Origin of the sequence: Lentzea terrae (assembly GCF_003265345.1) — a bacterium.
GTDB classification, from domain to species: Bacteria; Actinomycetota; Actinomycetes; order Mycobacteriales; family Pseudonocardiaceae; genus Lentzea; species Lentzea terrae.
Genome location: NZ_QFWW01000008.1, coordinates 382,726 through 408,100, shown reverse-complemented (window position 1 = coordinate 408,100; position 25,375 = coordinate 382,726). Strand labels below are relative to the sequence as shown.

The following is a 25,375-nucleotide window of genomic DNA, read 5'->3' as shown; positions in this document are numbered from 1 at the left end:
TGAGGAACCCCAGCACAATGACCACCTCCAAGCAGGACCGTGTCTCCGCCCTGCCCGCACACCTGCGGGACCAGCTGCGCAAGCGCCTCTCAGGTGCGGTGCCGACCGCTCCGGTGATCCCGGCGGTGCCGCGCAGGGGACCTTTGCCCACCTCCCCCGCCCAGCACCGGCTGTGGCTGCTCGACCGGCTGCGTCCCGGCGGCAACGACCACAACTCCGGGCGTGCGCTGCGGTTCCGCGGCCTGCTCGACGTGCCGAGGCTCGCGCAGTGCGTGCAGACACTGGTGGACCGGCATGAGGCGTTGCGCACCACCTTCGCCGAACGCGACGGCGCCGCCGTGCAGATCGTGCATCCGGCTCGGGACATCGACGTGCCGGTGGTCGACGAGTGCGACCTGGCAGCGGAGTTCGCACGGCCGTACGACCTGGAACGCGGGCCGTTGTTCCGCGCGCTGATCGTGCGGTTCGGGCCGCAGGACCACGTGCTGATGCTCGGCGCGCACCACATCGTGACCGACGGCTGGTCGCTCGGTGTGCTGACAGAGGAGCTGGCCGCGCTGTACCGCGGCGAGCGGTTGCCTGAGCCGTCGATCCAGTACGCGGATTTCGCCGCGTGGCACCGGGAGCAGCGCTGGGACGACGCGCTGGGACGGTGGCAGGAACGGCTCGCCGGAGTGTCGCCGTTGGAGCTGCCGACCGACCGGCTGCGGCCGGCGGAACGCAGTGGTGCGGGCGCGGCGCATCGGTTCGTCGTGCCGGCCGCGATCACCGGTGGCCTGGAGCGGGTCGCACGAGAGCACGACACCACGTTGTTCGGCGCGCTGATGGCAGCCTGCCAGGTGTTGTTCGCCCGCTACAGCGGCCAGTCCGACGTGGCGCTCGGCACGGTCACCTCCGGCCGGACACGCCCTGAGCTCAACGGCGTTGTGGGGTTCTTCGTCACCACGGCGGTCGTCCGCTCCACTGTGGATGGTGCGTTCACCGACCTGCTGCGACAGGACCACGCGCTGCACGACGAGGTGCCGTTCGAGATGCTCGTGGACGCGGTCGGCGCGACCCGTGACGCGAGCCGCAACCCGTTGTTCGACGTGATGGTGTTGCTGCAGAACACCGAGCGCGGCCTACCGGCGTTCCCCGGGCTCACCGTCGAGGACGTGCCGGTCGAGCGGTGGGCGGCGGACTTCGACCTGACCGTCGAGTTCACACCACGCGGTGACGAGCTGGAGTGCGTGCTGGAGTACAGCACCGACCTGTTCGACGCGGCGACCGTGGCACGGCTCGGCGAGCACCTGCTCGTGCTGCTCGGCGGTGTGGCCGAAGACCCGTCACGGCCGGTACACGCCCTGCCGCTGGTCACGAGGGCCGAGCTGGATCGGATGCGGGAGTGGAACGCCACCGCGCTCGACGCGCCGGTGACGACGTTCACCGCGATCTTCGAGGCGCAGGTTCGGCGCACACCGCATGCCACCGCACTGGTCTGCGGGGCGGAGACGTTGACGTACGCCGAGCTCAACGCGCGTGCGAACAGGCTGGCGCACTGGCTGATCGCTGAGGGCGTGCGGCCGGAGCAGGTGGTCGGGGTCTCGTTGCCCCGCACGACGGACGCGATCGTGGCGATGCTCGCGGTGCTGAAGGCCGGCGCGGTGTACCTGCCGATCGATCCCGGTCTGCCGCATGACCGCCAGGAGCACCTGCGCGTCGACGCCGGTGCAGTGCGGGTGCTCGACGGGCTGCCGGACACCGGCGAGCTGCCGGCAGCCGACCCGGCGGTGCCGATCCTGCCGTCCCAGGCCGCCTACGTCATCTACACCTCCGGCTCGACCGGCACACCGAAGGGTGTCGTGGTCGAGCACCGGAACCTGGTGAACCTCCTGCACAGCCACGTCACCGACTTCGCGGGCGGCGAACGGATGCGGGCCGCGCTGAGCGCCGTGTTCTCGTTCGACACGTCGTGGGAGGGCCCGGTGCTGATGGCCGCCGGGCACGAGCTGCACCTGCTGGGCGACGACGTGCGGCTCGACGCGGACGCGCTGGTCTCCTACGTCGGCGAGCACCGGATCGACTTCCTCGACCTGACGCCGTCCTATCTGCAACAGCTGATCCCGGCCGGATTGCTGGAGCACCACGCGCGCGTGCTGATGCTCGGCGGCGAGGCGCTGGGCGAACGGCTCTGGCGCGAGCTGGCCGGCACCAATGCCCACAACTTCTACGGCCCAACGGAATGCACGGTCGACGCGGTGTCGTGCCGGGTCGAGGGCGACCGGCCGGTGATCGGCAGACCACTGCGCAACCTCCAGGCGCACGTGCTCGACGCGGACCTGCGGCCGGTGCCGGTCGGGGTGGCCGGCGAGCTCTACCTGGCCGGTGCTCAGGTCGCGCGCGGCTACCTCGGGCAGCCCGGCCTGACCGCGTCGCGGTTCCTCGCGAACCCGTTCGGCGACAATGATTCTTCTGGGGCACGGATGTACCGCACGGGCGACCGGGTGCGGTGGACGGCCGAGGGGCAGCTCGAGTACCTGGGGCGGGTCGACGACCAGGTGAAGATCCGCGGGTTCCGCATCGAGCCCGGCGAGGTCGAGGCCGCTCTCGTCCGCCATCCCGATGTCACGGACGCGGTGGTCGTCGCGCGCGATGACCGGCTCGTCGGCTACGTGGTCGGCACACGAGCCGATCTGCGTCCCTGGCTGAAGGACAGCCTGCCGGACTATATGGTGCCGTCCGCGTTCGTCACGCTCGACCGGTTGCCGTTGACGGCCAACGGGAAGGTGGACCGCAAGGCGCTGCCCGCTCCCGTGCTGCGGCGGGAGGAGTTCCAGGCGCCGCGCACGCCCGCCGAGGAGACGCTGGCGGGCATCTGGTCCGAGGTGCTGGGTGTCGAGCACGTCGGCGTGGGCGACAACTTCTTCGGGCTCGGCGGTGACTCGATCCTCGCCATCCAGCTGGTGTCCCGTGCTCGGCGGGCCGGGCTCCAGCTCTCGTCGCGCGATGTGTTCCGGCACCAGACCGTGGCCGAGCTGGCACTCGTCGCGGCACCCGCCGTCGAAGCGGAGATCGCACACGTCGAGGGTCCGGCACCGCTCGCGCCGATCCAGCGGTGGTTCTTCGAGCACGACGGCAGCAACGACTACGCGATGTCGCTCGCAGTCGACGTTCCGTCCGATGTGGATGTTCAAAGCGGGTTGGATGTCGTTGTGGCGCTTCACGAGGCGCTGCGCTTGCGGTTCGTCGACGGGCGGATGGAGCTCGGCGCGCAACCGCCGGTGCTGGAGGTCTCCGACGAGTTCGAGCACCGCGACTTCGACCTGGCGCACGGACCGTTGCTGCGCGCGGTGCTGGTCGGGTCGCGGCTGTACCTGTCCGCACACCACCTGATCATCGACGGGGTGTCGTGGCGGATCCTGCTGGAGGACCTCGCGAAGGCGTGGCGCGGTGACCCGCTCGACCCGCCGACGACGCCGTTCACCCAGTGGGCGCACCATCTCACGCACCAGGACTTCCGCGACGCGTTGCCGTACTGGCGCCGCCAGCCGACCGGTGGTGCGGCGGTGGGAGAGCGCCGCAGCTTCACGGTGAGCCTGGACGCCGAGACGACGGCGGCGTTGCTGCACGACGTGCCCGGCGTCTACCACACGCAGATCAACGACGTGCTCCTCGCCGCGCTCGGCCGCTCGGAACTGACGTTGGAAGGACACGGCCGCGACGTGCTCGACGTCGACGTGTCCCGGACGATCGGCTGGTTCACCACGCAGTTCCCGGTCTCCCTGGACTTCCCGGACGGCGACTGGGGTGTGGTGCTCAAGTCGGTCAAGGAACAGCTGCGCGCGATCCCGCACAAAGGCCTGTCGTACGAGGCGTTGCGGTACCTCACGCCGGGCAGCGGCCTGAGCGGCGAGCTGCCGGATCTGTGCTTCAACTACCACGGGCACTTCGACGGAGGCCATGAAGTGCCCGGCCCCGATCTCGCCCGGCACCCGGTCGAGGTCAACGGCGTGGTGGCCGACGGGTGCCTGCGGTTCACGTGGTCGTACGCCGGCGAGAGTCCGCGGGCCGAGGCCGAGCGGATGCTGGCGTCGTTGCGGGAGATCGTCGAGCACTGCCGCACGAGTCCGGGCGGCCACACGCCGTCGGACTTCCCGCTGGCGCGCCTGACCCAGGCGCAGGTCGACGCGCTGCCCGCCGACGTCGAGGACGTCTACCCGCTCACGCCGCTGCAGTCCGGCATGCTGTTCCACCACCTGCTCGACCCCAGCGCGTACGTCGACCGGCTGGAGCTGGTGCTCGACGGTGTCCACGACCCGGAGGCGTTGCGCGCGGCCTGGCGGCGGGTCATCGCCCGCACACCGGTCCTGCGCACGAGCATCGTCTGGGAGGGCGTGGACGAGCCGGTGCAGGTGGTGCACCGCGAGGCGGCGCCGTTGCTGCGCATCGACATCACGCCGGTGAGCGGTTCTCGCGTGCGGCTGGTGTGGGAGTCGCACCACGTGCTGCTGGACGGCTGGAGCACCGCGCAGGTGTTCGCCGAGGTCGTCGCGGAGTACCGCGGCGAGCCGGCGTTCGCCCGCCGGCCGTTCCGCGACTACCTGCGGTGGCTGGCCGAGCAGGACACGACAGCCGCACAACGGTACTGGCGCGAGGTGCTGGACGGGGCCGAGCCCACTCCCCTGCCGTACGACCGCAAGCCCGCCGAGGCCCATCAGGCCGAGTCGACCGAGTCCATCAGCGTGTCGCTGTCCACAGAGGACTCCGAGGCGTTGCGCGCGGCCACACGCGAGCACGGCATCACGGTCAACACGGTGGTGCAGGGCGCGTGGGCGGTGCTGCTGGCGCGGCACAGCGGCACTCGCGACGTCGTCTTCGGCACGACCGTGTCCGGGCGTCCCGCCGAGCTGCCCGGCGTCGAGTCGATGATCGGCATGTTCATCAACACCGTGCCCACGCGGATCGGCGTGGCCGATGACCAGCCGGCCGCCGAATGGTTGCGTTCGTTGCAGCACGCGCAGAGCGAGGCGCGCGCGTTCGAGCACATTTCGCTGGCGCAGCTCGGTGGCGGGTTGTTCGACAGCGTCGTGGTGTTCGAGAACTACCCGTTCGACCGCGAGTCCACGGTCGCGCCGCGCGTCGTGGAGGTCACCGCGACCGACACGACCAACCTGCCGATCACGCTCACCGCGCACCTCGGCGACCGGCTGAGCTTCGACCTCGCCTACGACCCGCACCTGTTCGACGAAGCCACCGCGCGGCGGTTGAGCGAACGGCTGCACGTCCTGCTCAGCGGTATCGCCACCGACCCCCGCCGGCCGGTCGGCGCGCTGCCGTGGACCGTGCCCGGCGAGCTCGACCTGGCCGCGTGGACCGAGTTGGAGACGTCCGGCGAGCTCTACCACGAGGTCTTCGCCCGGCAGGCCGCCGCGACGCCGGACGCGATCGCGGTGTGGCCGCACACTTTCGCCGAGGTCAACGCCGCCGCGAACCGGTTGGCGCACAAGCTGATCGCGGACGGCGCCGGACCGGAACGACTCGTCGGCCTCGCACTCCCGCGTCAGGACGTGGTCGTCGCGCTGCTGGCCGTCATGAAGGCCGGTGCCGCGTACCTGCCGATCGACCGCGACCTCCCACCCGGCCGCCGGGAGTTCCTGCTCGCCGACGCGAAACCCGTGCTGGTGTTGGACGAGCTGCCCGACACCAGTGCGTTCCCGGACCACGAGCCGGGTGTCGAGGTGTTGCCGTCGCATCCGGCCTACGTGATCTACACGTCCGGGTCGACCGGGACGCCGAAGGGCGTGGTGATCGAGCACGCCCAGCTCGCCAATCTCTACGCCGACCACAGGGCGACGCTGATCCCCGATGAGCCGCAACGGTTCGCACTCACCGCGGCGTTCTCGTTCGACACGTCGTGGGAGGGGCTGCTGTTCCTCGCCGCCGGGCACGAGCTGCACGTCATCGGCGAGGAGCTGCGGCTCGACCCGCCCGCACTGGTTCGACACGTGCGGGAGCACGGGATCGGCGTGATGGACGTGACCCCGACGTACGCGCGCCAGCTCCTCCCCGCCGGGCTGCTCGACGCCGGGCTGCGGACGCTCATGCTCGGCGGTGAGGCGGTGGACGAGTCGCTGTGGCAGGAGGTCCGGGAGATCGGCCTCAACTACTACGGCCCGACCGAGTTCGCCGTTGACGCCACGTACTGCGCGCTCGCCGACCACGACCGGCCGGTGATCGGCAGGCCCGGTCACAACGTGCGGGCGTACGTGCTGGACGACGACTTGCGGCCGGTCCCGGCGGGTGTGCCCGGTGAGCTGTTCCTGGCGGGCGCGCAGGTGGCCCGCGGCTATCTCGGCCGCGCGGGCCTGACGGCGGAGCGGTTCGTGGCGAACCCGTTCGAGCCGGGCACGCGCATGTACGCCACCGGCGACCGCGTGCGGTGGTTGGCGAACGGGATGCTCGACTACCTCGGCCGCACCGACGACCAGGTCAAGATCCGCGGCATCCGGATCGAGCCGGGCGAGATCGTCGCCGCGCTGCTGGACGTCCCCGGTGTCGCGCAGGCCGCCGTGGTGGCGGTGGACGACCGGCTCGTCGCCTACCTAATCGGCTCGCCATCCGTGGACGTCCGGGCTGCGTTGAGCCGGACGTTGCCCGCGCACCTCGTACCGGCGGCGTTCGTGGAGCTGGCCGAGCTGCCGATGACTTCCAGCGGCAAGCTGGACCGCAGGGCGTTGCCTGCGCCCGAGTTCACCTCCGTCGAGTTCGTCGCGCCGCGCACCGATGCCGAACATGTGGTCGCCGCCGCGTGGGCTCAGGTGCTGGGCGTCGAACAGGTCGGCGCGCAGGACGACTTCTTCGCGCTGGGTGGAGACTCGATCCTCAGCATCCGGGTCGTCGCACGGCTGCGGGCGGCGTTCGGGATGCAGGTGTCACCGCGGGTGCTGTTCCAGCACCCCACCGTCGCGCAGCTGGCAGAGGCGTTGCGGGACGGTGACTCCGCGACGATTCCGGTGGTACCACGGGTCGACGTCCCCCAGTCGTTCGCGCAGGGGCGGCTGTGGTTCCTCGACCAGTTCGAGGCCGGCGGCACGGAGTACATCACTCCGACTGCGTTGCGGTTGCGCGGTTCGTTGGACGTGCGGCGGCTGAGCGGGGCGCTGACGGCGTTGGTGGCGCGGCACGAGTCACTGCGCACGACGTTCACCGACGGCCTGCAGATCATCGGCCAGCCGTACGAGGTGCGGCTGCGGCCGGAGGAGGGCGACCTCGACGCCGTCCTGCTGGACGAGACGACCACACCGTTCGACCTGCGCACCGGGCCGTTGCTGCGCACCCGGTTGGTTCGCGTCGACGACGAAGAACACGTGCTCGTCCTGACGTTGCACCACATCATCACCGACGGCTGGTCGACCGCGGTCCTCACCGGTGACCTGGCCGCGCTGTACGAGGGACGGGAGCTGCCGGAGCTGCCCGTGCAGTACGCGGACTTCGCGGTGTGGCAGCGCGGCCTCGATCTCGGCGCGCAGCAACGGTACTGGCGTGAGCAGCTGGCCGGGGTGGCGCCGCTGGAGTTGCCGACTGATCGGCCGCGTCCGGCCGTGCGCACGACATCCGGTGCCATGCACGAGTTCGAGCTGCCGGTCGCGGGACTGCGCGACGGCGGCACCACGTTGTTCATGACGCTCGTGGCGGCGTGCCAGCTGCTGTTCGCCCGGTACTCCGGGCAGTCCGACGTCGCGGTGGGCACGGTGACGTCCGGACGCGAACGGGCCGAGCTGGAGAACGTGGTCGGGTTCTTCGTGAACACGCTCGTGCTGCGCTCCACTGTGGACTCGAAGCCGTTCGGTGAGTTCCTGGCCGAGGTGCGGCAGACGGTGCTGGACGCGTTCGCGCATCAGGACCTGCCGTTCGAACGGGTCGTGGACGCCGTGGGGCCGGAGCGCGACCCGAGCCGCAACCCTTTGTTCGACGTGATGGTGCTGCTGCAGAACACCGCGGACGAGGTGCCGGAGATCGCCGGTCTCGCCGTGGAGGAGGTCCGGCTGCCTGTTGTCACGTCGACGTGCGACCTGACGCTCGAGTTCCAGGAACGCGGTGACGTGCTGCTCGGCGCGGTCGAGTACAACCCGGACCTGTTCGACGCGGCCACGATCGAGCGGATGACCCGGCACCTGGTGGTGCTGCTGAAGGAAGTCGCGGCGGGCCGTGAGCCCACGTTGCTCGACGACGCCGAACGCGGGCAGGTGCTCCAGGCAGGCAAAGGCACGGCGGTGACGGTCACCGATCCGCCGTTCCCGCGGATCTTCGAGCGGCAGGCCGTCCGCACGCCGGACGAGACCGCACTGGTCTGCGGCGCCGAGCGGCACACGTTCGCGGAGCTGGACGCGCGGGCGAACCGGTTGGCGCACCGGCTGATCGCCGAGGGCGCGCGTCCGGAGACGCTGGTGGCGGTGCGGTTGCCGCGCACAGCGGACTTCGTCGTGGCGGTGCTCGCCGTGTTCAAGACGGGGGCGGCGTACCTGCCGATCGACCGCGACCTGCCGGCGGAGCGGGTGGAACTGCTGCTCCGCGACGCCGAACCGGTGATCGTGCTGGACTCGGTCGGCGACCTGGACAGCCGGCCGGACAACGCGCCCGACGTGGAGATCGACCCGGCGAGCACGGCGTACGTCATCTACACGTCCGGTTCGACGGGCACGCCGAAGGGTGTCGCGGTGGAGCACCGCAACCTCACCAACCTCGTCGTCAACCACCGCGAGTACTTCGCGGGCCCGCGCATGAAGGCCGCGTTGACCGCGGTGTTCTCCTTCGACACGTCCCTGGAAGGCCTGGTGCTGCTGGCCAGTGGGCACGAGCTGCACCTGATCGTCGACGACGTGCGGCGCGAACCCAGCGCACTGGTCGGCCACGTGGCCGCGCACGGCATCGACTTCCTCGACCTCACGCCGTCCTACCTGCAGCAGCTGATCGCGGCCGGGCTGCTCGAGCACCGGCCGAGGGAGATCATGGTCGGCGGCGAGGCGCTCAGCGAGGGCCTGTGGCGGCAGCTCGGCGACGTCCGCGCGCACAACTTCTACGGCCCCACCGAGTGCACCATCGACGCCACCTGCGGCCGGGTGGCGGGAACGCGTCCGGTCATCGGCACGCCGTTGATCAACCAGCAGGCCCATGTGCTGGACGACCGCCTGCGGCCGGTTCCGGTGGGCGTGCCCGGCGAGCTGTACCTGGCCGGCACGCAGGTCACCCGCGGCTACCTCGGCCGTCCCGGCCTGACCGCGCAACGCTTTCTCGCGAACCCGTTCGGCGAAGGCAGGATGTACCGGACGGGCGACCGGGCGCGGTGGACGCCGGACGGGCAACTGGAGTTCCTCGGCAGGGCCGACGACCAGCTCAAGATCCGCGGGTTCCGGATCGAGCCGGCGGAGATCGAAGCCGTGCTGCTGCGTCACCCGGACGTCTCGGCGGCGGTCGTCGTCGGCAGGGACACGCGGCTGATCGCTTACGTAGTGGGCACCGCGGATCTCGCCGACTGGGCGCGCAGGTTCCTGCCCGCGCACCTGGTGCCGTCGGCGTTCGTCGAGCTGGAGTCGTTGCCGCTCACGCCCAGCGGCAAGGTGGATCGCCGCGCGTTGCCCGAACCGAAGTTCGCATCACGTGAGTTCGTCGCGCCGCGCACCGAACGAGAAGAACTCTTGGCCCGAACCTGGGCCGAGGCGCTGGGGATCGAGACCGTCGGGGCCGAGGACAACTTCTTCGCGCTCGGCGGCGACTCGATCCTCAGCATGCAGGTGGTCGCACGAGCCCGCGCTCACGGTCTGATGATCACGTCGAAGGATGTCTTCGTCCACCAGACCGTCGCCGCGCTCGCCGCCGCCGCGCAGGAGGCGCCGGATCCGGTGGTCCACGACCTGGTCACCGGCCCGGCGCCGCTCACGCCGATCCAGCACTGGTTCTTCGAGAACCTGGGCCGTGCCGACTACACGATGTCGCTGCGCCTCGAACTCGCACCCGGCACCGACATCGACGCGCTCGCCCGTGCCGTTCAGGTGGTCGCCGAGCACCACGAAGCGTTGCGGCTGCGGTTCGTCGACGGCAAGCAGGAGGCCACCGCACCGCTTGAGTCCACTATGGATGGATTCGACCTCGCGCAAGGGCCGTTGTTCCGCGCCACCCTGGTGGACGGCACGCTGCTGCTCGTCGCGCACCACCTGGTGATCGACGCGGTGTCGTGGCGGATCCTGCTCGAAGACCTGGAGACCGCCTATCGCGGCGATCCCCTGCCGCCGGCCACGCTGCCGTTCACACAGTGGGCGCACCAGCTGAACCGGCGGGCTCCCGAGTTCGCCGACGCATTGCCGTACTGGCAGTCGATTCCGCTCGGCACGACGACCGTGCCCGAGGAGCGGCACCACTTCAGCGTGGAACTGGACGAGGCGACCACGGCGGCGTTGCTGCGCGATGTTCCCGGCGTCTACCACACCAGGATCAACGACGTGCTGCTCAGCGCGCTCGGCAAGGCCGTCTCGCCGGTGTTCGCGTTGGAGGGGCACGGACGGGACGACAGCGTGTCCCGCACGATCGGCTGGTTCACCAGCCAGTTCCCGGTGGCGCTCGAACTCCCCGACGATGACTGGGGTGTCGTGCTCAAGTCCGTCAAGGAGCAGCTGCGGGCCATTCCGCACGACGGCCTGTCGTACGAGGTGCTGCGCTACCTCACGCCGGACAGCGGCCTGACCGGCGACCTGCCGGAGGTCTGCTTCAACTACCTCGGACAGTGGGACGACGGCGACGAGGACGGGGTGTTCCGCGGTCGTCTCGACACCGGCATTCCGGAGATTCCCACGCATCTGGTGGAGATCACCGCCGCGGTCGAGGGCGGCAGGCTCGTGCTCGACTGGGACCACGGGCTCTCCGAAACCGAAGCCCGACGGCTCGCTGACGGCATGCTTCAGGTGTTGCGGGAGATCGTCGATCACTGCCGCACGAGCGCCGGCGGGCACACGCCGTCCGACTTCCCGCTCGTCCGGCTCACTCAGGAGCAGGTCGACGCACTGGGCGACGTCGAGGACGTGTACCCGTTGACGCCGTTGCAGTCGGGCATGGTGTTCCACAGCATCAGCGACACCGACGCCTACGTCGACCGGCTGGAACTGCTGCTCGACGTCGACCTCGATCGGTTCCGCGCGGCCTGGCAACGGGTGATCGCTCGTACGTCCGCGTTGCGCACGGACGTCGTCTGGGAAGGTGTGGACGAGCCGGTGCAAGTGGTCCGGCGCGAGCAGTCACCCTTGCTGCGCCTGGACTTCTCCGAGGCAGGCGATCGGGTGCGGCTCGTCTGGTCCACGCACCACGTGCTGCTGGACGGGTGGAGCACGGCTCAGGTGTTCGCGGACGTGATCGCCGAGTACCGGGGCGAGCAACCGGTCGCGCGCAGGCCGTTCCGCGATCACCTGCGCTGGCTGTCCGAACAGGACACCGCGGCCGCCGAGACGTTCTGGCGCGGCGTGCTGGACGGGTTCACCACCCCGACGCCGCTGCCGTTCGACCGCAAGCCGCAGGGCCCGGCCGAGTCGAGTGCCGTGCTGCGGCGGGATCTGCCACTGGCGGATCTGCGGGAGCACGGACTGACGGTCAACACCGTGGTGCAGGGCGCGTGGGCGTTGTTGCTGGCCCGGCTGAGCGGTGAACGGGACGTGGTGTTCGGCACGACGGTGTCCGGTCGTCCCGCCGAACTGCCCGGCGCCGAGTCGATGATCGGCATGTTCATCAACACCGTGCCGTCGCGGGTGGTCGTCGACTTCGACCAGCCGGTGGCATCGTGGTTGCGCGATCTGCAAGCCCAGCAGAGCGAGGCACGCTCGTACGACCACGTGTCCCTGGCGCGGCTGGGCGGCGACCTGTTCCACAGCCTGCTCGCGTTCGAGAACTACCCGGTGGACGCGGACGACGACCTGCGGGTCGAGGTGCTGGAAAGTCGTGACACCACGACGCTGCCGCTGGCCGTGCGGGCGCATGCCGACGATGGTGCGCTGCACTTCGAGTTCACCTACGACCCGCACCTGTTCGAGGCGGCCACGATCGCATCGTTGGCCGACCGGATGGCGTTGGTACTGCACGAGTTCGCCTCGCGGCCGGACCGGGCGCTCGCGGACGTGCGGTGGACGACGCCGGAAGAGGATCACCGCGTCCTGGTCGAGTGGAACGGCACCGCGACCGGGCGGCCGGCCGCCACCCTGCCGCAGCTGTTCGAGGCCCAGGCCGCACGCACGCCGAATCGGGTGGCGGTCGGTGATCTCACCTATGCCGAGCTCAACGCCCGTGCGAACCGGCTGGCACACCGGCTGATCACGGACGGCGCCGGGCCCGAGCAGTTCGTCGGGCTGCGGCTGCCGCGCGGCACCGACGTGGTGGTGGCGATCCTCGGTGTCCTCAAGTCCGGTGCGGCGTACCTGCCGATCGACCTGAGCTACCCGGATGACCGCGCGGCGCGGATGCTGGAGGACGCCGCGCCGGTGGTGGTGCTGGAGTCGCTGCCGGACCTGAGCGGCTACCCGGACACCAACCCGGTCACTCCATTGAGGATGGACCATCCGGCGTACGTCATCTACACGTCCGGGTCGACAGGTGTGCCGAAGGGCGTGGTCGTACCGCACGCGAACGTGGTGCGGTTGTTCGAGCAGACCGCGGACTGGTTCTCGTTCGACGAGAACGACGTGTGGACGTTGTTCCACTCGGTGGCGTTCGACTTCTCGGTGTGGGAGCTGTGGGGTCCGCTGCTGCACGGCGGCAGGTTGGTCGTGGTACCGCACGAGGTGTCGCGCTCGCCGCGCGCGTTCCTGCAGCTGCTGCACGACGAGCAGGTCACGGTGCTCAACCAGACACCGTCGGCCTTCTACCAGCTGATGGCAGAGGAACAGGTGCCGCTGGCACTGCGGTACGTGATCTTCGGCGGTGAGGCACTCGACCTGACGCGGCTGTCCACCTGGTACGCGCACCACGATGCGCAGCTCGTGAACATGTACGGCATCACCGAGACGACGGTGCACGTCTCCTACCTGGCGCTCGACCCCGCACTGGCGGCGGAAGCGCCGGGCAGCCTGATCGGCACCGGCATCCCGGACCTGCGGATCTACCTGCTGGACGAGCACCTGCGGCCGGTGCCGCCTGGTGTGGTCGGCGAGATGTACGTGGCGGGCGAGGGACTGGCACGCGGATACCTCAACCGTCCGGGCCTGACCGCGTCGCGGTTCGTCGCGAACCCGTTCGGTGCAGGGCGCATGTACCGCACCGGCGACCTGGCGCGGTGGCGGTCAGGTGAGCTGGAGTACCTGGGCCGGGCCGACCAGCAGGTGAAGATCCGCGGGTTCCGGATCGAGCTGGGCGAGATCGAGGCCGTGCTGCACCCGGCGGTCGACCAGGTCGCCGTCGTCGCGAAGGACCAGCGCCTGATCGCCTACGTCGTGGGTGACGCGCCGGTCGACGAGCTGCGGTCCCTGGCCGCGGCCGTGTTGCCGGAGCACATGGTGCCGTCGGCGTTCGTCCGGCTGGATTGCCTGCCGCTCAACAACAACGGAAAGCTGGACGTGCGGGCGTTGCCGGAACCCGGCCGGGAGTCCGCGACCACACAGGAGTTCGTGGAGCCGCGCACGGACGCCGAACGCGCGATCGCCGGCATCTGGGCCGACGTGCTCGGCGTCGACCGGGTCGGTGTCACGGACCGGTTCGTCGAGCTGGGCGGTGACTCGATCAGCAGCATCCGGGTGATCTCGCGGCTGCGGGCGGAGTTCGGTGTCGACCTGACTCCGCGCGACCTGTTCGACCACCCGACCGTGGCAGGCCTCGCGCAGGTTCTGCCCGGGCGGGGCATGACCACCATCCCGGTGGTGTCGCGGGACGGCGAGCTGGAGCTGTCGTTCGCGCAGCAGCGGTTGTGGTTCCTCGACCAGCTCACGCCCGGCGGCACGGAGTACGTGACGCCGCTGGCGGTCCGGTTGGTCGGTGAGCTCGACGTCGCGGCGCTCACCGCGGCGATGTCCGCGCTGGTGGCCCGGCACGAGTCGCTGCGCACGACGTTCCGCGAGGTCGACGGCCGGGCCGTGCAGGTGGTGCACCCGCCGGCACCGGTGGAGATCCCGGTGGCCGTCGGCGAAGTCGAGGAGATGCTGGCGCGGGAGGCGAGCACGCCGTTCGACCTCACGACCGGCCCGTTGCTGCGACCGCTGCTGATCCGCGTGTCGGCACACGAGCACGTGCTGGCGTTGACGATGCACCACATCGTCACGGACGGCTGGTCCGGCGGGCTGATCATGGAGGAGCTGAGCGCGCTCTACGCCGGTCAGCCACTGCCTGCGCTGCCTGTGCAGTACGCGGACTTCGCCGCGTGGCAACGATCTCTGCCGCTCGACGAGCAGCTCGGCTACTGGTGCACGCAGCTCGCCGGCGTGCCCGCGCTGGAGCTGCCGACCGACCGGCCGCGCCCGCCCACGCACACCACGAACGGTGCGACGCTGGAGGTCGCGCTGCCCGCCGACGGCCTGCGGACGCTTGCTCGCGGCCAGGACACGACGTTGTTCACCGCGCTTGTCGCCGTGTGCACGCTGTTGCTGCGCCGGTGGAGCGGGCAGGACGACATCGCGGTCGGCACGGTGTCGTCCGGGCGCGAGCACCCGGAACTGGAGCGGCTCATCGGGTTCTTCGTCAACACGCTCACGCTCCGGTCCACAGTGGACGAGTCCGTGAGCTTCGCGGAGTTCCTCGACGGCGTGCGGGCGACGGTCAGGGACGCGTTCGCGCATCAGGACGTGCCGTTCGAACGGGTCGTGGACGCGCTGCAGCCCGACCGCGATCCGAGCCGCACGCCCCTGTTCCAGGTGCTGGTGGCGTTGCAGAACGCGCCGAGCCGGGCCGGCTCGCTGCCGGGCCTTGCGGGTGAGGACGTCGACCTGCCGGTGCACACCGCGTCTTTCGACGTGGCGTTCGAGTTCACCGAGATCGGCGACTCGCTGCACGGCACGATCACCTACAACACCGACCTCTTCGACCGCACCACCATCGAGCGGCTGGTACGGCATCTGAGCGTGCTGGTGGACGGTGTCGTCGCGGCACCCGCGCGCCCGATGGCCGAGCTGCCGATGCTCACCCCGGCCGAGCTGGACCAGCTGGAGGCGTGGAACGACACGGCGCTCGCGGTCGAGCCCTGCTCGTTCGCTCAGCTCGTCGAACGGCAGGTCGTCCGCACCCCGGACGCTCCCGCGCTGATCCACGCCGAGGGCGAGATCACCTTCGCCGAGCTCGACGCACGGGCGAACCAGCTCGCCCGGTTGCTCGCCGAACACGGCGCCGGCCCGGAGCGGATCGTCGCGGTGCGGCTGCCGCGGTCGGTGGACATCATCGTCACCGAGCTGGCGGTGATGAAGACCGGTGCGGCGTTCCTGCCGATCGACCCGGACTACCCGGCCGAGCGCGTGGAGTTCATGCTGCGCGACTCCGATCCGGTCGTCGTCGTGGACGGTCCGCTGGACGCGAGCGGGTACGACGCCTCGAGCCTCGACGTGCCGGTCGACCTGGCGCAACCGGCCTACGTGATCTACACGTCCGGGTCGACGGGACGGCCGAAGGGTGTGGTGGTCACGCACGCCGGGCTCGCTTCGTTCTCCACGGCCGAGATCGAGCACTTCCGGGTGCGGCCGGGCGACCGGGTCCTGGAGTTCTCCTCCCCCAGCTTCGACGCGTCCGTGCTGGAGCTGTGCATGTCGCTGCCGGCCGGTGCCGCGCTGGTCGTGCCGGCTGAGGGACCGTTGCTGGGCGAGCAGCTCGCCGAAGTGTTGCGGGACAACAAGGTCACGCACGCGTTGATACCGCCCGTGGCGATGGCGACCGTGCCCGACGTGCCACTGCCCGACTTCCGCACGCTCGTCGTCGGAGGCGACGCCTGCACCGCGGAACTCGTGGCGCGTTGGGCTCCGGGCCGCCGCATGATCAACGCTTACGGCCCGACCGAGTCCACTGTGGTCACCTCGTGGAGCGAGGAGCTGGAACCGGGCGGGGTACCGCCGATCGGCAAGCCGTTGCCGAACACTCGGGTGTACGTGCTCGATTCGTCGTTGCGGCCGGTGCCCGTCGGTGTGCCGGGTGAGCTGCACGTCAGCGGGCCTGCGCTGGCCCGCGGGTACCTCGGCCGACCGGGGCTGACGGCGGAACGGTTCATCGCGAACCCCTTCGAGCCGGGTCGCATGTACCGGACCGGCGACGTGGTGCGGTGGAACTCGTCGGGCGAACTGGAGTTCGTCGGACGCGCGGACGACCAGGTGAAGATCCGCGGCTTCCGCGTCGAGCTGGGTGAGGTCGAGTCGGCGCTGCTGCGGAACCCGTCAGTGCGGGAAGCGGTGGTCGTGGCGCAGGAGTTCAGCGGGCACAAGCGGCTGGTGGCCTATGTCGTCGGCGCGGTCGACGGTCTGCGTGAGTTCCTGGCCGAGACGCTGCCGGACTACCTGGTGCCGTCGGCGTTCGTCGCGGTCGACGAGATCCCGCTGAGTCCCAACGGCAAGGTGGACCGCAAGGCGCTGCCGGTGCCGGAGTTCACCTCCACCGCGCACGTCCCACCGCGCAACGACGTCGAGCGCGCCCTCTGCTCGTTGTGGGCGGACGTTCTCGCCGTCCAGGAGGTCGGCGTGAAGGACAACTTCTTCACGCTCGGCGGCGACTCGATCCTGAGCATCCAGGTCGTGGCCCGCGGTCGCCGGGCCGGACTGCACTTCACCGCCAAGGACCTGTTCACCCATCAGACGGTCGCCGGACTCGCACCGCACGTCACGGCCGAGACCGACACCGGTGAACGGGCGGACGTGACCGGCGACGTGCCGCTGCTGCCGATCCAGCGGTGGTTCTTCGCGGGAGTCCGCACAGCTCCGCACCACTTCAACCAGTCGCACCTGGTGGAGCTGACCACGGACGTGGACGTCACCGCGCTCCGGCAGTCGCTGGAAGCGCTGGTGCGCCACCACGACGCGCTGCGGATGCGGTTCACGTCCGACGAGTCCGGCTGGCACCAGCACAACCCGCCGTTCGAACCGGTCGATCTGCTGTCCGAGCACCCGGTGGAGGTTCTCGAGCAGGTGGCGGACGAGCTGCACGCGAGCTTCGACCTGGCCGGCGGACCGCTGCTGCGGGCGGCGCTCTTCGGGTCGCGGCGGTTGTTCCTGGTGGCGCACCACCTCGTGGTCGACGGCGTGTCGTGGCGCATCCTGCTGGACGACCTCGACACCGCCTACCACCAGGCGCTGCGGGGCGAGCCGATCGATCTCGGCCGCAAGTCGACCTCGGTGCACGACTGGGCGGTCAAACTCTGGTCCTTTGTGGACTCCGGCGCGCTCGACCACGAGATCGAGCACTGGCGGTCGATCACGGCGTCGCCGGTCGACGCTTCCGGTGAGGAGGCGGCCTCGTCGTTCGAACTGAGCGCGGAGGACACGGACGCGTTGCTGCGCGGCGCACCCACCGCCTATCGCACCGCCATCAACGACGTGCTGCTCGCGGCACTGGCGTGGGCGCTCGCGCGGTGGACCGGCACGCCCGCGGTGACGATCGACCTCGAGGGCCACGGCCGCGAGGAGGTGCTCGACGACGTCGACCTGTCCAGGACGGTCGGCTGGTTCACCACGATGTTCCCGGTCGGGCTGGAGGTTCCGGACTCGTCCTGGCGCGACCGGGTGAAGTCCGTGCGCCGGCAGCTGCGGCGGGTGCCCGGCAACGGGTTCGGCTACGGCGCGCTGCGCTGGTCGGGTCGTGTGCCGGGCATCGAGGCGCCGGTGTCGTTCAACTATCTCGGCCAGTTCGACGCGCGGTCGGAGGACGAGTCGTTGTTCGGCGAGGTGCTGCCCGCGGTCGGCCGGGACCACGTCGACCGCGACCCGCACGTGGTCCAGGTGGTCGGCGAGGTGGCGGACGGGCGGATGACGTTCGGCGTCGTGCACCGCGTTCCCGTCGAGGGGCTGGTCGAGGACTTCGCCTCGGCGTTGCGCGCCATCGCCGCGGACTGCCGGGAGGCGCGATGACCCCGTTGTCGCGCAACCGGAACTACACGCTGCTGTGGGGCAGCCAGGCGCTGTCCGAGGTGGGCTTCAACGCTTCCCTGATCGCGTTCCCGCTGGTCGTGCTGATGGTGACCGGCTCGGCGGCGGCGTCGGGCCTGGTGCTCGCCGTCGACGCGGTCGCTCAGCTCGTCGTCGGCCTGCCCGGCGGCGCGCTGGCCGACCGCTGGGACCGCCGGCGAGTGATGCTCTGCAGCGAAGCCGTGCAGGCGGTCGCCGTGGCCAGCCTCGCGGTGGCGTTGTGGCAGGGCATCGCGACCGTGCCGCACATGGTGGCCGTGGCGGCTGTGCTCGGCGCCTGCCGGGCGCTCTTCGAACCGGCCGAGGACGCGAGCCTGCCGCGGATCGTGCCGGAGTCCCAGCTCGCCGCTGCCGTGTCGCTCAACGCCGCCCGCTCGTCCGTTGGGCAGATGGCGGGCACCGCGCTGGGCGGCTTCCTCGTGGCGGTCGGCCGCTGGGTGCCGTTCGCGGTCGACGCCGTGACGCATGCGATGGCGTTCGTGGGCTTGCTCTTCCTGCGAGTGCCGCCTTCGCCGCCGGCGGAGCGACGGCACTTCCTCCGCGAGGTGCTCGACGGCCTGCGGTGGGTGCTGGGCAGGCCCGAGATGCGCGTGACGGCGTGGTGCGCGGTGACGCTCAACCTGTTCTTCAGCGCCTACTACCTGGTGATCATCGTGCTGGCGCAGTCCCGCGGCGTGCCGTCCGGCGAGATCGGCGTGATGGCCGCGATGCTCGGCGCCGGCGGTGTGCTGGGTGCGTTGATCGCCCCGCGCCTGAGTGCGTTGTTGTCGCCGCACCAAGCGATCGCCGGTGTGTTCTGGGCACTGACGGCACTGGCGCCGCTGGCCGTGTTCGTCTCCAACGGTTACCTGATGGGCGCGCTGTTCGCGGGCATGGCCCTGCTCGCGCCCACGGCCAACACGGTGATCACCACCTACCAGTTGCTGCGCACACCCGACGAGTTGCGCGGCCGGCTGAGCGGCGTCATGAACGTGGTCGTCGGCACGGCCGCGGCCCTCGGCCCCGCACTCGGCGGTGTGCTGGCCCAACTCCTCCCAGGTTCAGGTGCGGTGCTGCTGTGCGCGGGCGGCATCGCGGTCATCACGGTGCTGGTCACCGTGCATCCCGTTCTCCGCGCATATCCACGAAAGGACGTCATGGCATGAGGGACGACATCGAGTACCAGGTCCTGGTCAACGACGAGGACCAGTACTCGCTCTGGCCCGCGACGCACGAGGTGCCAGCGGGATGGCGCCCGGACGGGTTCCGCGGCACCAAGGACGAGTGCTCCGCCCACGTGGACGAGGTGTGGACCGACATGAGGCCGCGCAGCTTGCGCGAGCGCATGGCCGCGGGATGACGGGTGTGCCGCCCGGCCACCGCGGCCGGGCGGCCGCCCCAGCGGGACCTCAGGAGCCGCACCGACGTACTTCTCTGCGCGCACAGGGCGTGCGATAGCTTGCCCGACGTGACCGATCTTGGACCTGGTGCCTGGCCACCTGCCCCGATCAGGACCGAGCGGCTCGTGCTCCGCGAGTCCGAGGCCCGGGACCGTGCGGCGCTCATCGAGTTGTTCGCCTCGCCGGAGGTGGGCACCTACATCGGTGGCGCTCGACCGCGTGATGAGCTTGACCGCACGGTGCCTGAGGTGCCTGGTCGGCGCCCTGGCTTCTTCGTGGTCGATCTCGACGGAGCGATGATCGGCATGATCACGTTCGATCGGCGCGACGCGAACGCTCCGGGTCCCGTCCGTCCGGATGCCGGGGAGGCCTGGCTGGGCTACCTGTTCCTGCCGAACGCGTGGGGACGCGGGTACGCCGCCGAGGCGTGCGCGGCGGCGCTCGGCTGGTTCGCCGACGCGCTTCCCGGCGAGCCGGTGGTGCTCTGCACCCAGACTGCCAACGACCGCGCGATGCGCCTGGCGGCGAAGTTGGGGTTCACCGAGGTGGAGAGGTTCGAGGCGTTCGGTGCCGAGCAGTGGTTCGGCGAGTGGTCCTCGGTCACGCCGTCCGGTCACTGAGCATCGGGCCTCCGTGTGCGGGGCAGATCCGACTCATGCCCCACACACGGAAAGTCGCGATCCAGGCCACCTCAGGGTGGTGGCTGCACTAGAACGGACTGTGGTCACAGCCGTTGGTCATGACGTTGCCCGGATAGGTCCAGACCGGGAACTTCACCCAGTCGGAGGTCGCCGGCCCGTATTCACCGTCCTCCTGGAGTCCGGCGTTGTAGGAGGCGTTCATCCGCTGCTGCAGGTTCAGCACGGCGCCGCGGGTGTTCGACCCGTACTGCCCGTCGATGCTGAGGGAGTAGCCGCTGCAGTACCGCAGGGCGCGTTGTAAGACCTTCACCGCGTCGTTCTTGGCGCCGTAGCGCAGTGCGCAGCTCTTGTTGAAGGTGTTACGGCCCAGCGTCGGGACGTGCACCACGTAATCGGTCGTGTAAGCGGCGAAGTGTGTCGACCAGGTCGTGCAGGTCGGCAGTGCGGTGGGAGCCACTGGTGCGGCGGTGGCGGCAGGTGGCACGGCCAGGGCCGTGCTCGCGGCCATCGCCAGACCGAGGAATGTGATTCTGAAACTGCGGGTTCTCATGGCACCTCTCTTCAGGTTCAGCAAACTCGGGTGAGAATTCGTTTCAGCTCGGCGTGCTCGGCTGGGGTGACGGCCAGGTGGTAGACACGTTTGACGTGGATCCACGACTTGGCATAGGTGCACTGGTACGACACGTCCGGCAGCCATTGATCTGGTGAGCGGTCCTGTTTTTGGCTGTTGCTGGAGCGACTCACGGCGATCAGTTGCGGGTGTTCGAGGTCGTTGGCGAAGGTCTGTTTCTTGACCGACGACCACGCGTGTGCCCCCGAGATCCACGCGTCCTTCAACGCGACGAGGTGGTCAATGGGCACCTTGGCCCTGTCGGTCTCGGTGACGAGGTCGTACCGGCTGAACCACGTCCCTCCGGTCACCGGACAACCAGTGGCGGGTTGGACGGCCGTGCTGTCGCGCCGCAGCACCACTTCCCGTGTGTCGCATCCGGGCACCGCGGTTCGCCAGTCGCCGAAGTCGCGGCGCACGTAGGCAGGTGGATTTCCCGGCGAGTAGCCCTGCAGCTCGTGCAGCTCGGCTGCGGCGATCCGCGTGTCGGGTGGCGCCGGCGGGCCGACCCTGTCCGTGAGGGCGTTCAGCGTCGTGACGAATGCGGCGGCGTAGCGGTCCGCAGCGGATCGCTTCGGGTGGAAGGACTGCTGCGAGATCGTGGCGCTGGGGTCCTCGCCCTCGGTCTTGTCCGCGACGACTCGGTGAATCGACTCCGGGTCAGCGCTGGCGCCCGAGCAGACCTGGGTGAGCTCGAACTCCGTTCTCGGGTCCGAATAGGACGTTCGCACGCCTTCCGTCGCCAGGGTGAAGGCGGTCTCGTGCAACGCGTCGTTGAGCAGGTCGGCCATGTCGTTGAGGAAGTCGATCTCTGCGTCGTTGAGGCCCGTGGTCAGCTTGCACGCGGTTGACCTGTGGGAAGTTGTGCCGTCACCGATGAGTGGGAACAACCTCGGGTAGCCCATGACCACGATCCGGGCGTTGCGCGCCTTGGAGTGCGCATCTCGCAACACAGTGTCGACCGAGGCTTTGACCTCCTCGTTGATGATCTTCGGTAGCGCCGCTCTGAGCGGCAGCGGTGATGGCGGTGGATCGTTGAACCAGTCGTTCGGTGCGGTGGAGTCGGCGCAGTTCTGCAGAGGTGTCGGGGTGCCGACCGTGCAGGCCTTCAGGACGTCGGCGAAGTGCGCGTCGTTGCCCCCGATGCTGACCACGACGGTCGTGGTGTTGCCGTCGAGGAACCCGCGGTCCAGTTGGGAGAGTTCCTTGTGCGAGCCGCGCCCGTACTCGAATCTGGCGTTGTGCGAGGTGCTGGGCAGCAGGTGCTCGGTCTGCGCGCCGGAGCAGGCGAGCAGGTGGTAGTCCAGGCTGTCGTCGAGCCGGTCCGCCCTCGTCCCGACCGGCTCGGAGGTGTCCGGCAGCACGGCCTGGCGCGACCACGTGTTCCTCGAACGGTGGCAGCCGTTGCGGAACGCCGAACCGCCGGTGCCGCTGTCGTCGCTCTCCTCGTAGTAGCTCCCCGCGCCCTCCCCCGAGGCGTAGGAGTCGCCGAGCACGACCATCTGCTCCGCCGGTTTGCGAGGCAGTGGTACGAACGCGACGGCGTCGAAGGCGATGTCCTGGGTCCCGTCGCCCTCTCCGGTGATCGAGGACAACGACACCGATGGAGTCCCCGCGAACGGGAACGCCCCGAGCGAGACCCAGCGGTGTTCCTGGGTCTTCTGCAGGATGCTGCGCCGCCTGGTCTCCCCGTTGCCGAGGTTGACCGTGTAGGTGCCCTGCTGGGTGTGCGCCCCGTGATCGGGCATGTGGACGAGCACGCGGGCCCACTGGGCGAGCGAGCGGTCGAGCGTCCAGGTCCCGGTCACCTCGAAGTTCTTGGCCGCGTTGGCATCCACCGTGCGGGTGTGGGTGAACCAGAAGTGGCCGCCGAACCCGCCGCCGATCTGGTGGAAGTCCACTTTGGAGTGGTAGAGACCGTCGGTGTGCCGGGCGAAGTTCAGGTCGAACCTGCCCCGGCTGGCCCACGTCCGCGTGCATCCCTCTCTCAGCGACGGCACCGAGTCCGGTACGTCGTCGACGACGAGCGTTCCCTGCGGCAGGCCGTCCAGTGCGCACCTGGGCCGGTAGCGGTTGCGCGACTCGTCGGCATAGGCGCCGGAGGCGTCGGCGTCAGGCGGCTCAGCTGTGCCGGGCGCGGTGATCCTGGCCTCGTAACCACAGGCCACGCTGCTGGACGAGCAGTGTTTCCACGAGGCTGACGCGTGCCACCAGCAGTGGGAGTCGGTGAGCCGGCACGGGTTGGTGGTCGTGCCGATGTTGTTGGGGTCGCAGCGGTTCCCGTCAGTCGAATGGGTGCTGCAGAACGTGCCGACGGGCGGCTTCGCACTGGTGCGGAAGTCCTCGCTGGTCCACCAGGCCTGTTTGTAGCCGGCCTCGTACCCGTTGCCGCCGGTGTACTTCACGATGGGATAGGCGGCCCAGCCGATGACCTTCTCCGGGTACGGCCAGTGCTGCGGGTGCCGCGCGTCGTCGTAGTTGTTCTTGTCCAGGAACGGAGTGCGGTTGAAGGGGTAGTCCGGGCGCGCCGGGTTGTTCGACCATCCGAGGCCGTAGTTGCCGCCCGGCCCGTTGCCCGGCGCGTCGGTGCAGTTGGGCCCCGGTGTGCATCCGGTGGTGTTGCCGGTGCTGGCCTGGGGGTTGATCCCGCTGTTGTAGGCCCACAGCGCGGCGAACCAGCTCTCGATCCTCGCCGGGTCTCCGCCGTTGACGGTCACGCCGAGCGCGCGGACCTGGTTCCACTTGTCCTGCAGGATCCGCACCCCGGCGGCGATGTTGGTGGCGTAGTCGACCGCGACGGCGAGTTGTTCTTCCGGGGCGAGCGTGCCCGGGCCCGTGCGGCGCATGCCGTCGGTGACCTGTGCGACGCCGTACCCGCAGTCGGCCTTGCTCCAGTCGATGCCCCAGCCGTCCTCGACCCCGTAGAAGCTGCCGACCAGAGGGTTGCCCGTCACGCCCTCCGCGACGTGGAACGAGGCCTGCCACAGGTTGGACTCCTGCGCCAGCACGCCGAGCAGAACCTGCGCGGGCACCCGGCCGCCACCGGCCAGCTCGATCGGCGGGAACATCTCCTGCGGTCGCCAGGCGGCCGGTGCGCCCGAGTGCTTCCAGTTCGCCGGCCGCACGACGTTCAGCGCCTTCTGCACGGCGAGCTCGGCTGCCCATTCGACCTGGCTCCAGTGTGGTTGGTACACCTGGATCCGCGAGTCGTTGCGTGCGACCGAGCACGTCCGGTCGCGGTCCACGGGATCGGACGGCGACTCGGCGCTCGCCGCGAGATCCGGCGCGGCCTTCGACGCCTGCAACCCCTGCGCCGCGTTCGCGGACGGCCGGGCAACGGGACTCACGACGAAGTCCACGGCGGCACCGGTCGCCCGCACGGTGGCCCGCAACGAGATCGTCCGGTCGGCGGCGGCACCTGAGGTGAGCGCGGCCGTCCTGGCCTGAGCCGTGCGCTGGACGGTGACGCCGCCCTCGGTGGACACCTCGGCACCGGCGGGAGCCTGGACGCCGGCGACGGCGGCCGGCAGGGACTTCGCCAGCCGCGGACTGCCGGTGATGAACACCCGGCCCCCGGTACCCGCGACCAGGTTGACGTCCGTGAGAGGCCCACGTCCGAGCTCGCGGGTCCGCCCACCGGCGAATCGCGTGACCACTGACTGGTCACCGTCGCGCTGGAGGTGGACGATCCCGCCCCCGGCGTCCGGGTGCAGCCGGATCGCCGTGCCACGGGTGTCCACGAGCCGCGTGATCGCGCCGCCGTCGTCGACGCGGACGATCTGGCCGCCCCGTGCGGCCACGATCCCGTCGCGGGCGGGGACCGCGGACGTGACCTCACCCTCGATCTCGTGCACCCGCCGGACCTCGCCGCCGGCGGTGTCGACGACGTGCAGCCGTGTCCTGCCGAGATCGGTGGCACCGGACTGGGTCAGCACGGCGGTCTCCCCCAGACCGCATCCCGGGTCGTAGTACGCCAGTGAGACGGTCACGCCCAGCTTGGTGACCGCACCGGAGCTCAGATCGACCACTGCGGCGAACGCTCCCCGGTCGAACAGGTGCGCCCGGTTGGTGAAGTGCCGCGGCGCGTACACCACCACCGCCCGCCGCCCCGACTCGGTCAGGCACGCGTTGCCGATCCACCGGTCCGTCTCGATCGACGGTTCCGCCAGAGTGGCCGCGGTGCGCCAGGTGTAGCCGGACCTCGCGTCCGCGACCAGCAGGTGAAACCCCGTGGAGTCGCCATCGGTGGTCCACGCCAGGTCACCGGACGAGCGCCAGCCGGGGAAGAGCACCTCGTCGCGCCGCTCGGGGTCGACCGTCGACGGGTCGGAGGCGGCTTCGCCGGGAGGGCCCTGGGACACCTGCTCCCGAGCGACGGGCGCGGCAACGGCGGCCGCCGGCGAGAGCACCGTGACAGCCAGAACGACCGTTGCCGCGTACAGCAGAAGTCTCGGCAGAAGCGCCGTGCGCGAACGAATGCGCGACCGTCCCCGACTCACACTTCTCGGCATTCCCAATTCTCCTTAATCAGGGTGCCCGACAGCGGAAGAATTAGGTCGACTCAGCCGGCCCGCCGATTTCCCGACGAATTGGAATATCGCGTCGAGATCGGCGGGCCGGCGAATCCCTGCCTCCCCCTGCAGGCCCTCGGCT

At 70.2% G+C, this 25,375-nt stretch carries 6 protein-coding genes; 4 read left to right on the top strand and 2 right to left on the bottom strand.

Annotated elements, in window-relative coordinates:
* Window positions 1–17: 17 nt before the first annotated feature.
* The 4 genes from DI276_RS16075 (at window position 18) to DI276_RS16060 (ending at window position 20,091) form a co-directional block, all read left to right on the top strand.
* Complete coding sequence (locus tag DI276_RS16075; protein WP_112264135.1) at window positions 18–18,035, top strand: non-ribosomal peptide synthase/polyketide synthase; 18,018 nt, start codon at window positions 18–20, stop codon at window positions 18,033–18,035.
* Entirely contained in the window at window positions 18,032–19,237 is a 1,206-nt protein-coding gene (locus DI276_RS16070; protein WP_112264134.1) for an MFS transporter, read from the top strand. Before DI276_RS16075 ends, DI276_RS16070 begins: the two co-directional genes overlap by 4 nt.
* Window positions 19,234–19,431: an MbtH family protein gene (locus DI276_RS16065; RefSeq protein WP_112264133.1), complete on the top strand. Its 198-nt coding sequence runs from the start codon at window positions 19,234–19,236 to the stop codon at window positions 19,429–19,431. Before DI276_RS16070 ends, DI276_RS16065 begins: the two co-directional genes overlap by 4 nt.
* Before the next feature lie 108 nt (window positions 19,432–19,539).
* Window positions 19,540–20,091: a GNAT family N-acetyltransferase gene (locus DI276_RS16060; protein WP_112264268.1), complete on the top strand. Its 552-nt coding sequence runs from the start codon at window positions 19,540–19,542 to the stop codon at window positions 20,089–20,091.
* An 88-nt stretch (window positions 20,092–20,179) separates the two neighbouring features.
* Here the strand turns inward: DI276_RS16060 and DI276_RS16055 are convergent, their stop codons facing one another.
* Both DI276_RS16055 and DI276_RS16050 read right to left on the bottom strand, forming a co-directional pair.
* Window positions 20,180–20,662 (bottom strand): peptidoglycan-binding domain-containing protein, encoded by a 483-nt coding sequence (locus tag DI276_RS16055; RefSeq protein WP_157984741.1) that lies wholly within the window; start codon window positions 20,660–20,662, stop codon window positions 20,180–20,182.
* A 17-nt stretch (window positions 20,663–20,679) separates the two neighbouring features.
* Window positions 20,680–25,233: a GmrSD restriction endonuclease domain-containing protein gene (locus DI276_RS16050; protein ID WP_112264131.1), complete on the bottom strand. Its 4,554-nt coding sequence runs from the start codon at window positions 25,231–25,233 to the stop codon at window positions 20,680–20,682.
* Window positions 25,234–25,375 lie beyond the last annotated feature (142 nt).

Excerpts from the sequence above, each read along its gene's own strand:
- DI276_RS16075 (WP_112264135.1), top strand. The coding sequence starts at position 18 with ATGACCACCTCCAAGCAGGACCGTGTCTCCGCCCTGCCCGCACACCTG.
- DI276_RS16070 (WP_112264134.1), top strand. The coding sequence starts at position 18,032 with ATGACCCCGTTGTCGCGCAACCGGAACTACACGCTGCTGTGGGGCAGC.
- DI276_RS16065 (WP_112264133.1), top strand. The coding sequence starts at position 19,234 with ATGAGGGACGACATCGAGTACCAGGTCCTGGTCAACGACGAGGACCAG.
- DI276_RS16055 (WP_157984741.1), bottom strand. The coding sequence starts at position 20,662 with ATGAGAACCCGCAGTTTCAGAATCACATTCCTCGGTCTGGCGATGGCC.
- DI276_RS16050 (WP_112264131.1), bottom strand. The coding sequence starts at position 25,233 with ATGCCGAGAAGTGTGAGTCGGGGACGGTCGCGCATTCGTTCGCGCACG.